Below are 12,566 nucleotides of genomic sequence, written 5' to 3'. Positions count from 1 at the left end.
GATGTCGACTGTTTCCCCCCTCCTGCGCGGCCAAGGGCTTCCCGAGTTCCGGGCCATTTCCCCTGAGCTCGTCAGCACAGACATCCCGGTTTTGCTCGCACAGCTGGATCAGGACTTCACTGCGCTCGAGCAGGCTCTTGAGACAGCCCTCGCCGGCCCCTCGAAGCTGTCCTGGGATCGGGTGATGCAACCGCTGCAGGCCATCGGCGAACGGCTGCGTTGGAGCTGGGGTGTGGTGTCACACCTCAATGGCGTCTGCAATTCCCCTGAACTGCGCGATGCCCATGCCGCGCAGCAACCCGATGTTGTGCGCCTCAGCAACCGGCTTGGCCAAAGCCAGATTCTTCATCGGGCCTTGACGGCCCTCCAAAGCGATCCCTCCGAACCGCTCAACCCAACCCAGGAGCGGATCCTGAAATCCGAGCTGCTCTCGATGCAGCAGCGCGGTGTTGGCCTCAGTGGCGATGAGAAGGCAGCCTTCAACAGCACCAGTGAACGCCTGGCCGCTCTCTCCACCCAGTTCGGCAACCACGTGCTCGATGCCACGCAGCGGTGGACCCTGAAACTCAGCCAGCCCCACGAGGTGGAAGGCCTGCCGCAACGGGCCTTGGAGGCACTGGCCGCCGCAGCGCGTGAAGCAGGGGATGCTGATGCATCTGCGGAGTCCGGACCGTGGCTGCTGGGACTGGACATGCCCCGCTATCTGCCCTTTCTCACCCACGCCAACAACCGATCCCTGCGAGAGAAGGCCTATCGCGCCCATGTGGGGCGGGCCAGTGAAGGCGAACTCGACAACCGGGCACTGATCGAGGAGATCCTGACCCTGAGGCGCGAGCAAGCGTCCCGCCTGGGCTATGCCCATTGGGCTGACCTCAGCCTCAGCGCCAAGATGGCTGACGATGTTCCGGCGGTGGAAGCACTGCTGGAAGAACTGCGTGCTGCGGCATACCCAGCAGCTGAGCAAGAGCTGCAGGATCTCCAAGCCATCGCCAGGGAGCACAAGGCCCCCGAAGCCGATGAGCTGGCCCCTTGGGACATCGCCTACTGGTCGGAAAAGTTGCGCCAATCCCGGTTCGATCTGGACCAGGAAGCACTGCGTCCCTGGTTCCCGCTGCCGCAGGTGCTCGAAGGCCTGTTCAGTCTTTGTACGCGTCTGTTCGACATTGAGATCGTTGCCGCCGACGGCGAGGCACCGACCTGGAACGACGATGTGCGCTTCTTCCGGGTGAAGCGCTCCGATGGCACACCGATTGCCGGCTTCTACCTCGACCCTTACAGCAGACCCGCCAGCAAACGCGGTGGGGCCTGGATGGATGAATGCCTGGGCCTGAGCAAGAAACCCGATGGCTCTGTGGTGCTGCCGGTGGCCTACCTGGTCTGCAACCAGACCCCACCTGTGGGCGACACGCCCAGCCTGATGAGCTTCGAGGAAGTGGAGACCCTCTTCCATGAATTCGGCCATGGGCTCCAGCACATGCTCACCACCGTTGAGGAACCGGAAGCCGCCGGCATCAGCAACGTGGAATGGGATGCCGTGGAACTCCCCAGCCAGTTCATGGAAAACTGGTGCCTTGATCACGCCACCTTGATGGGCATGGCGCGCCACTGGCAAACCGGTGAACCCCTGCCTGAGTCGGAATTCAACAAGCTGCGCAGCAGCCGCACCTTCAATGCAGGCCTCGCCACCCTGCGGCAGGTTCACTTTGCCTTGAGTGACCTTCGTCTCCACAGCCAGTGGACCCCTGAACTCGGCGTCAGCCCAGATGGACTGCGCCGTGAGATCGCCGCCACCACCACGGTGATGGATCCCATCCCGGAGGATCAGTTCCTCTGCGCCTTCGGCCACATCTTCGCGGGGGGCTACTCCGCCGGGTACTACTCCTACAAGTGGGCTGAGGTGCTCAGCGCAGATGCCTTCTCCGCTTTTGAGGAGGTGGGTCTGGATCAGGAGGATCAGGTGCGTGCAACGGGAGCCCGCTTCCGCGACACCGTGCTCAGCCTCGGGGGCAGCCGCTCCCCGTCTGAGGTGTTTGAAGCCTTCCGAGGCCGTCCTGCCAGCACCGAAGCCCTGATTCGCCATTCCGGCTTGGTGGCCGCGGCCTGATCTCAGGCGCGCAAGCTGCTGCAGAGCCGTCGAATCGCGGCGGGGTGGCTGATCAGTTGCTGATGGGTCCAGACCGGTATTTCCTCACACCGGCCCATGGGCAAAACGGCCCTCCAGCCGGGGCACACCATCAGATCCCAGCGGCAAAAGAAACTCGAGCACTCGACCCCAGCCAGGGCATCGGGTTGGCGATTCAGCTCGCGCAGCAGGCGACTTCCCACTTTCATGTCTGCCGCACCGGCGAGGAGCGGGCGGGGAATCATCTGAGCAGCCAGGGTGCCCTGCTGCGGGCTGCCCACGCTGAGGAAACGCCGGGTGCGCTGCACCCCCCCCAGTTCCTGCAGCCAGATCCTGCCGATCACGCCCCCCATCGAAAAACCCAGAAGATCAACCCTGGTGTCAGCACCAAAGCGCTGCTGGATGTGCTGATCCAGGCGAGAGGCCAGCTGCCGCAGGGGAATCCAACCCAGACCATGGGGCAGATGCGGCGCCAGCAGCGGGCGATCGGGCTGGTCCAACCCCTGAATCAATCGATGAAACAGGCGGGGCGTGTCCCAGAGACCATGGACCAGCACCAACGGGATGCTCACAGGGCAGATCTGCCGCCATGGCGGGAGCGTTCCACGAACACGCGGCCGTTAAATCCTGGAACCGGTGCAGCACATTTGGTCAATCGCAGCCAGACCGGGATGGGCCCGTACAACGTTTCCAGCCGATCCAGCATCTGCTCGCTGAAGTGCTCGATCGTGAGGCAACGCAGCTGCCGGGACAAGCCTTGCAGGGCCTGAATGGCCACGCCGTAGTCCAGGCTCCGGCTCAGGTCGTCGGCCACGGCAGCAGCCTTCAGATCGAGCTGAACACTGAAATCAAGGCTGAACCATTGGCCATCCCGACGTTCGTGTTCCAACACCCCGACGTGGGCCCACAACCGCAGGTCCCTCACACCGATGCAATCCATCAGAGCGGCCGATCGATGTGGGTGAAGACGCGGCTGCCGTTGGCGTAGTCGGCAGCGATGTGGCCCTCGCCGCGCAACCGATAGCGGTAGGTCACCAACCCTTCCAGACCAACGGGTCCGCGGGGCGGCAGGGTCTGGGTGCTGATGCCCACCTCAGCGCCGAATCCGTAACGGAAGCCATCGGCGAAGCGGCTGGAGCAGTTGTGATAGACGCCTGCGCTATCCACCGCCGCGAGGAAACGATCAGCCGCCTGGGCATCCTCCGTCAGGATCACGTCGGTGTGACGCGAGCCATAGGAGCGGATGTGATCGGTGGCTGCCTCGAGATCGTCCACCAGCTTCACCGCCAGGATCAGATCCAGATACTCCGTGCTCCAGTCCTCCTCCGTGGCCGCTTCCGCCACACCAAGGGCCACGCTCTCGGCATCGCCCCGCAGCTGCACCCCGGCAGCAGCGAAGGCCGGCAGCGCAGCGGCGAGAAAAGGCTGCGCAATCGAGCGGTGCACCAACAAGGTCTCAATGGCGTTGCAGGCGGCGGGGTACTGGCTCTTGCTGTCCACCGCCACCCGAACGGCTTTGTCGACGTCGGCCGCCGCATCCACGTAGAGGTGGCAGACCCCATCGGCATGGCCCAGCACCGGAATCCGGGTGTTGTCCTGGATGAAGCGCACCAGTTCGTTGCTTCCCCTGGGAATGATCAGGTCCACGAGGCCATCGAGACGCAACAAGGCCAGGCTTCCTTGACGGGTGGTGAGCAGAGCCAGGGCATCGGCAGACACCGGACTGGCCGCCAGGCCTGCCTGCAGGGCCTCCATCACAGCCTCATTGGTGCAGCGAGCCTCACTGCCGCCTTTCAACAGAGCACCGTTGCCCGAACGGATCGCCAGCGAGGCGATCTGCATCACCGCATCCGGCCTGGCTTCAAAGATCACACCCACCACCCCGAGCGGAACGGAGACCCGTTCCAGCACCAGGCCCTGATCCAGCTCCCGATGCAACTGACGACAACCCAGCGGGTCACTGAGGCTGGCCACCTTGCGGACGCCATCAATGGCCGCTGCCAACTTGGTGTCATCCAGCTTCAGCCGCGCCATCAAAGCCGGCGCCAACCCCTCGGCTGCAGAGCGTTGGAGGTCTTCACGGTTGGCCGCGAGGATGCTTTCCGCACGGTCGGTCAGCGCGTCCGCCATCGCCTGAAGCGCCTGAGCTCTCTGGCCGTCATCGGTCTGCCCCAGATCAACAGCAGCACGGCGGACAGCCGCGGCACGCTGCAGCAACGCAGCAGAAGGCTCTGGAACGCTGGACATCAAGGCAATCAATCTTCAATCTGGAGCCATCATCCCGTTCAGCCGCTGCAGAGCGAGCCGCGCAGCCCCCAGGCGTCCAGCACCGTTCCCCAGACAGGCGGCTTCGATCCGCAACCCCTCCCTTGAGACGGCCTGAACCCGCGACTCCACCTCGCGGCGCACGGCCGGCAGAAAGTGGCGGGCAGCACCGGCCAGGCCGCCACCCAGCAACACCAACTGCGGCGTGAACACGTACACCAGCGAAGCAACGCCACAGCCCAGGCGCTCGCCGTAACGGCTCCAAACCTCCAGGGCCTCCGGATCACCAGTATCGGCCTCTGCACTGAGCTCGCGGGGATCGCGATCACACAAGCGCCGCAGGCCGGTGATGCTGGCGAACTGCTCCAGGGAGCCACGGTTACCGCTGTTGCAGGCCGGACCATCGGGCTGAACCCCGATCAGACCGGGTTCCGCTGCAGCGCCGTTGTGGCCCGTGAACAGCTCACCCCTTAGAAGCACCCCCCCTCCCACACCGGTTCCGAGGGTCAGCAGCACCACATCATCAACACCCTGAGCAGCACCGAGCCAGGCCTCGCCCACCAGCGCACAGTTGCCGTCATTGGCAAGGGTCACCCGGCGATTGAGCTTTGACTCCAGCCAATCCGCCAGCGGCACCTCCTCCCAGCCGGGCAGGTTGATGCAAACCCTGGCGACGCGGGCCTCTGCATCCATCGGACCAGGGAGCCCGATGCCAACCGCATCGGCCTGATGCTCCGGATCAATCTCCTCAATGGCCTCACAAAGGGCCATCGTCACAGCACCCGGCACAGCGGGCTGGGGCGTGGGGCATTGCGCCTCTGCCAGCACCGTGGCATCGGCAGAAATCCGAGCCAGCTTGATCGCGGTGCCCCCGAGATCCACCCCGATCACCTGCGCAACAGGCATGACTCAGAAGCGGAAAAAGACCTGCAACTGGCTCTGCCAGGTGCCGTTGGCATCCACAGCCCCAGAGACAGACATGTTCGGGGTCAACCGATAGGAGACGGTTGCTTGCGGAGGAACATCGGTCGTGTTCGGTGCCGCCAAAACAGAGAGATCGAAGCGGTCGGTCAAATCAACACCGAACTCCGTCACCAGTGTGAAGGTGGGCGGAACCCGGCCAGAAGTGCGCTCCTTCTCCGACTTCACATCGGGGGTGACATAGGTGGGGAAAATCGCCACCTGCAGCCGTTGCCCCATGGCATCGGTCAAGGTGCCCAGCACAGGAGAGAGCAGTGATTGGCCCACCACCGTGGCTAGAGCGGCACCACCACTGCCACCCAACCCAGACAGGGAATTGCCTCCGATCAAGCCCAGCAACTGCTGCTTGGACATCGGTGGCGAGCTGCGTAGATCAAGGTTGCTGGCCAGAAGATTCGCTGGGCCGGTGGCCTGCACCGTGATCTTCACCAGCCTGAGCTGACCGCCTTCGGCATAAGCACTGCCGCTGCCGTTGGAAGCAAAGACATTGGACGTTGTGGTCTGATTGGCACTGCCCACGCTGACGTTGTCGGACACCCGCGCCTTCATCGCGATATCCACGTAAGGCACGAGCCCCAGGGAGGGCGTGAACACAGCAACGTTCGCCGCCTGTGGATCCAAGCGGAAGGTGGTGGAGAACAAACTCACACGACCGGAATTGAGCCGAATCAAACCCCGAGCCTCCAGAGAGGGATCCAGGGGGCCGTTTAACGTCACCGCCCCTCCGCCTTTGAAGCTGATCCAGGGGGGCATGAGCACCCGGAGATCAGGTCCCAGAGCAAGCCGAAGGTTCTCAAAACGGATGGCTGGCAACTTGGGCACGAACCGTTGCAGCTGATTTGGGCCCTGGATGGGTGTGTTGGGTCCCATCAGCACCAAAGGGTCCTGGAAATCCCACTCCTCCTCGAGGAGTGTTTTCAACGATTGAGGCCCGGGCTGCACATCGGCAGAAGGCCCCTCCACACCGGTGGGGACCAAGCCCTTGAGCCCACCCCGCCGTGCCCGTGCGAAGAATCCCGATTGCGGCCGAAGCGTGCCCCTCGAAAGGGTCAGTTCGCCGGAAAGCACGGGTTGCACCAGCGCACCGGTGACCTGCAATTCGCCATCGGCCTGGAACTGCACGATTGGCTGGCGGATCTGACCTTGGCTGAATTGCAAGGTGAGGGGTGGGGCGTCCCGCTGGGGGGCGAACAAGCCAAGCGTTCCTGAACCGCGCAGCATGCCGCCGCGGCCCACTTCAGCCTCCAGGCGTTGCACCGACACCTGATCGAAATCAAACAGGATCGAGGCGTTGATCCGGCGTAACTCCTGTTCACCGATGCTGAGGTCTCCGTTGGTGACCACGACAAAGCCATTGGCCTGGGGTTGCTTCAAAGGTCCACGCAGCAGAAGCCTTAGAGCCGTGCCCCCCTGCTTGACGGTCAGGGAATCACCCGCGAGAAGCGTCAACACGCCAAGGGCATCCCCATGGCTTTCCAACTCCAGATTCAGATCAGCATCGGGATCAAAGGGAACCGTCCCGGCCACGGTGACGGCTTCCTCGCTGCTCCCTCCCTTGAAGGCAAGATCCAGGCGGAGCAACTCGCGGTCCACAACGACCGATCGCTTCTCCAACTGCAGGGGCTGGCCCGCCAGGCTGGCGGAATCGAGCACCAGATCGGAGGCCAGCAGGGGAGCCTCACCGCTGAGGTCGTAACGGCCACGGATGCCGATGCTGCCGCGGAGCTGCGGCGGAACAGGTGCAACCAACGCCAGCAGGGACAAGGGAACCTGCAGCAGGGAAAGGTCACCGGATCCACCGAGCAACGGGCCGCGAAGCGTGGCGACCACTGGTTCGAGCTGAAGCGCCTTGAGCTGGTCATCCCCCTCAATCCAGAGATGAGCCTTGGCGACGAGATCAGCCTTCAAATGCTTTGGATCCGGTCCGTCGATCGTTCCCGCCACATTGACCCGCCCTTCCAGGCGATCAAGCTCTGGGCCTTGGCTGGGATTGGCTCGGGCGTAAGCCTCGAGAGCACGTCGCGATTGCGCCAGGGCTTGCAACTGCCCATCGAGAGAGCCGCCAAAGGTGTTGATGAACAGGGTTCCGAGATCCTCAGCACGCCCTGGGGCCAGACCGGGTTGGGAGTCGCCCCCTCTCAACTGACGGGCCAGAAGCGTCAGCCAAGTCAGATCCAAGCCTTCGGCCTCGATCGCACTGTGCATCCGCCCCCCCAGATCTCCCCGGGCTTTAAGCCGGATGCTTCCCTGCAGGGGCATCAGAGCCGCATCGGCCTGAAAACGCCCATCCGTCAGGGAGCCCTCCAGATTGAGGCTTTCCATCGCGACCTCCGCCAAGGAGGGTTCAGCGATCGCAGCAGACCCACTGACCGCGAGGGGGGCCATGGCCAAGCTGCCTGCACCCGTAAGCTGACCAGCCACCGCTTTGGGCTGATTGACCGGCGGAGCAATGAAACGAAGACCATCGATGTTGAGGTTCGCCGCACTCCAGCGGTAGCGGCGCTGCCCCGACCCCGGCGCCAGTCCGTCCACGCGCAACTGCCCATTTCCACGGTCCAGGCGTAGGGCCTTGGGCCAAGCATCGGCGGCCAGCTCGGCCACAAGCGTGCCGGGGACGCCGGGCTGCTGAGCCGCCATCGCAAGGCGTGCCCCTTGACTGGGTTCACCGCGGAGACTTCCATTCCAACGTTCGGGGATCTGCAAGACCCCGAAGCGGGGCTGATCCAGCATCAGCGTGATGTCCGGCTGAAGCGCTGAAAGCGGACCGTTCAAGCGACCCCGTGCCGACACCCAGCCGTCCAAAGGCGTGCCGAGCAAGGGGGTGAAGCGACTCAGGTTGAGCGGTTTGAGTTCAAAGCCGCTCTGAAGCTCGCCGGCTTGAATCCGCCCCTGCCTGAGCTGCAGAGGCAATCGAGCTTCCGCCCGCAACATCGGGCTGGTGAAGCGATCCAGCGCCAAAACCGACTCATCAGTGGACCATCGGGTCTGGAACGACCAGTTCTCCAGGAGAGGGTTTGCCATCTGGCCAAGCTTCAGGCTCAGATCAGGTGAGGTAAGGGCACCACTGATGTCAAGGGCTCCAAGGATCGGAGCGGTTTGCCCCAATCCAGCCTGCAGCGATGGCACAGCAGACCAGAAGCCAGGATCAACCTGCAGCTCCGTGCTGCGCAGAGCAAGATCGGAGCCAATCGTTCCTGCAAGCCCGAAGCGCAGTCCAGGGGCACTGAAGCGGAGCCGGTCCAGCAGAACCGCCCTTTGTTGGGGTTGCAGCCAAGGGGTGCGCCACTGACCATCCAGCTTCAGGGTGGTCCTCAGGCCCATGGCCTCAGGCAACTGAATCTGACCATCGGCGCTCCACTGGGGCTCCCCCCAGGGGCCTGTGATCCGAAGCTTCAACCGATCCTTGTTCGCAGGGCTGACGTCGGTGCTGCGAACATCTGCCCGCAGATCAAAACTCTTGTTCAAGGCAACGGAGCCTGAAGCCAGCGCTTCAAACGATCCGAATCGCAGTGTTGCGGGCTCCAGCTGCAACTCATCGCCCTTGCAACCGACGCTCAGGCGACGGCTGTTGACCGAAGCAAGCTTGAACCCGGTCAGCCTGATGCCACCTCGGCAGCTCAGGGCACCACCGGTCCAGCTGATCTGGACATCGCCCTGAAGCTTGCCGGAGGCGTTCAGATCCTGAGCGGGAGCAACGACCGCCCCCAACGGTTGCAGGCTGAGCCGCTCCAACCGACTTCGCAGCCTGAAGCTGGGGCGATCCCAGTGGCCTTGACCGTCCAGACGCAGCGACCCTTCGCCGTCGACCCAGCGAAGTTCTGATTCGGTGCTGAAAAATGCTTCCCCCAGCAGAACCGAGCCCTGACTGCGCAGTTCAAGGGTCTGCCGCTGAGGGCCGAATCGAAGCTTTGCAGGGTCGGCCAAGCGGTATTGCACCCCAAGGCGCGGCAGAGCGGATTGGCCCCCTGGAGATCCAAAGGTCCAGTAACGCCCCTCCTTGTTGGCCTGAAACTGGCCACGCACCTCGTGCAAGGTGATTTGCAGAACCGGCTGCAAACGCCGAAGACTGGCCAGAGGGGCAAGGCGGACCTGAAGCCCCGCCAGGCTCAGTTCAGAGCGATCCTCGGCCGAAGGCAGGATCCGACTCGACCCAAGGGCGATCCCCCAAGGGCGCAGCCCCTCGTAGGGACCAATCTTCAAGGAGTGGCCGAGAGGGCCTGAAAGAGCGCGCTCCAAGTCGGGCCTGAATCGGCTCACCGATCGCTCTGCGGCACGGTCAAGCGCAATGAAGCCGGCCGTTCCTACCCCGATCAGAAGGACACTGCCCGCCGCTAGCCAGGCCCTGCGCCGCGTTTTCCCCATCAGACGCGACGGACACCCCAGAACCTCGCGCAATATAAGGAGACTGTTTTCCGTCCACCAGACCCCATGACCTTCGATCAGCTGCTGCTTACCGCCGCTCCCTGGTTGGGCTGGTCCGGTCTTGGGCTGGGAGTGCTAACAGCTGTTGCTTTCCTCGCCCGTTGGGGCATCCGTTTCCGCCTGGTCGGCGTGAGCAGCTTCACGCTGCTGCTGGCGGTGAGCTGCTGGGCGTTCGGCGTGAGCTACACCCCACCGGTGGTGGTGGAGGGTGCGGTCCGGGCACCGATCGTGTTCGACAACGGCAACGACCTGGTGGTGGCGCAGGTTCCCGCCGACCTGGCACCAAGCACGGTCCAGGCCACCCTGGAGCAACTGGAGGGAAACCTGCGCGGCTCTGGACGCTCCAGCAGCACTGTGGTGGTGCGGTTGCGGGGGATCCAGGCTGAAGGCGATGGTCTGAGCCGTCCCGTCATTCTTGGAGAGGTCAGCAAGACCCTGGGTTGATGCCTGAGTTCAACGACGCGATTCAAGATCTTCCCCAGTCGTTTCGCAGGGAAAAACAGGAGCTTGATCAGGCCGGCATCAACCGCTGGTCGACGATCTGCGCCTTGACGGATCTCGAGCTGAGCCAACTGGCCCGCAGCGGTCAGGCCTCAGCACGCAACCTCAAACGGCTTCGGGGAATGGCGGGCTTGGTCTGTGGTTTGGATCTGCCCCCCCAGGACGCCGCGCTGCTGATGCATGCCGGCATTGCCACGCCAGCCGCGCTTGCGGCGTGCACCCCAGAACGTCTTGTGCGCCAGACCGGAAGGCTTGAGCGCAGCCTTGGCACCAAACGACCTGCCGTCGTGGATCTGCGGGTTGCCGGTGATTGGATCCGACGCGCCAGGCAACTGGCGAACTGACCCCAGCAGGCCTGACTTGGTGGCCAATCCTGCGTATGAACAAGTCATGAGGTTCAACCCCCTACGCACGGCTCTCGTGGTTCTGGCTCTGTTGGGGTCACCCATGCTTGCGGGTGCCGCTGAATCGGATCTGCTCAACAGCGTCAAACGCAACCCTGCGAAAGCAAAGGCGATGTGCCGTTCGTTCGTGGAGATGAACAACAACGGACAGTCGGCATACTCCAAAAAAGCCATCCGTAAGGTCGCTCAAAGCGAAAACCTGAACTTTCAGGATGCGGAAATCCTTGTGACTTACGTCGTGGGGATGCATTGCTCCGATGTCCGCTGAGACAAGAGCAGTTGCCTGCCGAGCTGCAGCGCTGACCTTGGCCGATGGCGTTGTGCTGCAGTCCAGGCTGTGGCACCCCAGCCATGGCGGACCCTGGCCAGCACTTCTGATGCGGCAGCCCTATGGAAGCCGCATCGCTTCCACGGTCACCTACGCCCATCCCACCTGGTGGGCCTCCCATGGCTTCCTGGTGGTCGTTCAGGACGTGCGGGGACAAGGGGAGTCGGAAGGTGTTTTCGGTGGATTTGCCCAGGAAGCAGCTGACACCAGCGCCACCCACGCCTGGGTCCGCGATCTGCCGGAATGCGATGGACGGCTGGGGGCCTACGGGTTTTCGTATCAGGGGTTGACCCAGCTCACCGCAGGTGAGTCCACGCCACCACCGGATTGCACTGCTCCAGCGATGACCGGCCTGGACGAACGTCGCCACTGGAGCTGTGAGGGCGGTGCCCACTGGTGGCACCTCGGTCTCGGCTGGGGGCTCCAGCTGGCCGCCCTTCAGGCCCAGCGACGCGGTGATGCAACGGCCTGGCTGGAGATCCGCCAAAGCCTGGAAGACAGTCGCTATCTCCGGGACGGGCCGGACCTGCTGCAACGCCATGACCCCGATGGCATGGCCTGGCGATGGTTGCGAAACGACCCAAGCCAGGAACAGCAGTGGACGGTTCATCGCCCCCCCGCGAGCTGGCTTCAACGCCCGATGCTGTTGATCGGTGGATGGTGGGACCCCCATCTGGTGGGACTGCTGGATCTCTGGCATCGCAGCCGGGCCGCCGGAGGGCAGCCCTGCCTCCACATTGGGCCGGCGTCCCATCTGCAGTGGTGGCCAGAAACCCAACAGCTGATGCTGCAGTTCTTCCAACAGCATCTGCAGAACAGCCCGCCGCTGGAGCCGATGCCCGCTCACCAGCTCTGGAACATCACGCGCCATCGGTGGGACCCCTTTCCCGCAGCCGACAGTGGCGTTCCTGCGTTATGGGGACTGAGCAGCCAAGGACTGGCCTGCATCGACCCCAGCGACGGTGCGCTCGTTGCGGATGAAGCGGGAGGGGGCAGCGTGACCCTCGTCCATGACCCCTGGCGACCGGTGCCGGCGATTGGGGGACACCTTGGAACAACCCCTGGACCTGCAGACCGCATGGCGGTGGATCAACGCAGCGACGTCGCGACATTCACGTCGGCACCCCTGGCGGCTGAGCTTCTGCTGACGGGTCAACCGTTGCTGCAGCTGAACGCCCAGGCCGACCAGCCCGGTTTTGATCTCTGCATCAGCCTGTCGCGACTGCCTGCGGAGGCCAAGGGCGTCGAACAATTGAGCACAGGAATCGCGCGGGTTCGTGGAGAAGAGGCATTGCAGCGAACCAAGCGCAACGTGATTCTTCAGCCACTTCAGGCGACCCTGGCTCCGGGTGATCGACTTCGGGTCTCGGTTGCAGCAGCGGCCTGGCCCGCCATTGGCGTCAACCCTGGCCACGAAGGTGTTGCCTGCGGAGCACCAAGCCCGGAGCATCGTGTGGTGAGGCTGACACTGGAGCTTGCTGACTCCAGCCTGCAGCTGAACCCGTTCGACTCCGGCAAACTGAAGCTCGACTGATGTTTGCGC

10 protein-coding genes are annotated in these 12,566 nt (G+C 63.7%); 5 read left to right on the top strand and 5 right to left on the bottom strand.

Annotated features, from left to right (window positions below; genetic code table 11):
* Position 1: 1 nt before the first annotated feature.
* On the top strand, positions 2–2,104 hold the full coding sequence (locus tag SynA1544_RS05175; RefSeq protein WP_186515069.1) for a M3 family metallopeptidase: 2,103 nt from the start codon (positions 2–4) through the stop codon (positions 2,102–2,104).
* Between the two features lie 2 nt (positions 2,105–2,106).
* Here the strand turns inward: SynA1544_RS05175 and SynA1544_RS05170 are convergent, their stop codons facing one another.
* Genes SynA1544_RS05170 through SynA1544_RS05150 form a run of 5 tightly spaced genes read right to left on the bottom strand, consistent with a single transcriptional unit; the run spans position 2,107 to position 9,730 of the window.
* Positions 2,107–2,694: a triacylglycerol lipase gene (locus tag SynA1544_RS05170; protein ID WP_114988318.1), complete on the bottom strand. Its 588-nt coding sequence runs from the start codon at positions 2,692–2,694 to the stop codon at positions 2,107–2,109.
* Positions 2,691–3,062: a dihydroneopterin aldolase gene (locus SynA1544_RS05165; protein WP_186515068.1), complete on the bottom strand. Its 372-nt coding sequence runs from the start codon at positions 3,060–3,062 to the stop codon at positions 2,691–2,693. Before SynA1544_RS05165 ends, SynA1544_RS05170 begins: the two co-directional genes overlap by 4 nt.
* Positions 3,062–4,369 carry a glutamate-5-semialdehyde dehydrogenase gene (locus SynA1544_RS05160; protein WP_186515067.1) on the bottom strand — a complete coding sequence of 436 codons (1,308 nt, stop codon included), beginning with the start codon at positions 4,367–4,369 and terminating at the stop codon, positions 3,062–3,064. Before SynA1544_RS05160 ends, SynA1544_RS05165 begins: the two co-directional genes overlap by 1 nt.
* Positions 4,370–4,384: 15 nt before the next feature.
* Positions 4,385–5,293: an ROK family protein gene (locus tag SynA1544_RS05155; protein WP_186515066.1), complete on the bottom strand. Its 909-nt coding sequence runs from the start codon at positions 5,291–5,293 to the stop codon at positions 4,385–4,387.
* Positions 5,294–5,296: 3 nt separating this feature from the next.
* Positions 5,297–9,730, bottom strand: coding sequence for a translocation/assembly module TamB domain-containing protein (locus tag SynA1544_RS05150; protein ID WP_186515065.1), 4,434 nt, complete (start codon positions 9,728–9,730; stop codon positions 5,297–5,299).
* A 66-nt stretch (positions 9,731–9,796) separates the two neighbouring features.
* On the opposite strand from SynA1544_RS05150, the gene SynA1544_RS05145 reads away from it, so the two are divergent.
* From SynA1544_RS05145 to SynA1544_RS05130, 4 genes are all read left to right on the top strand, one after another.
* Complete coding sequence (locus SynA1544_RS05145; RefSeq protein ID WP_186515064.1) at positions 9,797–10,234, top strand: Ycf51 family protein; 438 nt, start codon at positions 9,797–9,799, stop codon at positions 10,232–10,234.
* The gene (locus SynA1544_RS05140; RefSeq protein WP_186515063.1) at positions 10,234–10,635 is read left to right on the top strand and encodes a DUF4332 domain-containing protein; all 402 of its coding nucleotides are present in this window, start codon (positions 10,234–10,236) and stop codon (positions 10,633–10,635) included. Before SynA1544_RS05145 ends, SynA1544_RS05140 begins: the two co-directional genes overlap by 1 nt.
* Positions 10,636–10,711: 76 nt before the next feature.
* On the top strand, positions 10,712–10,963 hold the full coding sequence (locus SynA1544_RS05135) for a hypothetical protein (protein WP_370594099.1): 252 nt from the start codon (positions 10,712–10,714) through the stop codon (positions 10,961–10,963).
* Positions 10,953–12,557, top strand: coding sequence for a CocE/NonD family hydrolase (locus tag SynA1544_RS05130; protein ID WP_186515062.1), 1,605 nt, complete (start codon positions 10,953–10,955; stop codon positions 12,555–12,557). Before SynA1544_RS05135 ends, SynA1544_RS05130 begins: the two co-directional genes overlap by 11 nt.
* Positions 12,558–12,566: the final 9 nt, after the last annotated feature.

Source organism: Synechococcus sp. A15-44 (genome assembly GCF_014280115.1).
Taxonomy (GTDB): Bacteria; Cyanobacteriota; Cyanobacteriia; order PCC-6307; family Cyanobiaceae; genus Parasynechococcus.
Note: the sequence above shows the minus strand (reverse complement) of the source record. Positions and strands in the feature narration are given on the sequence as shown.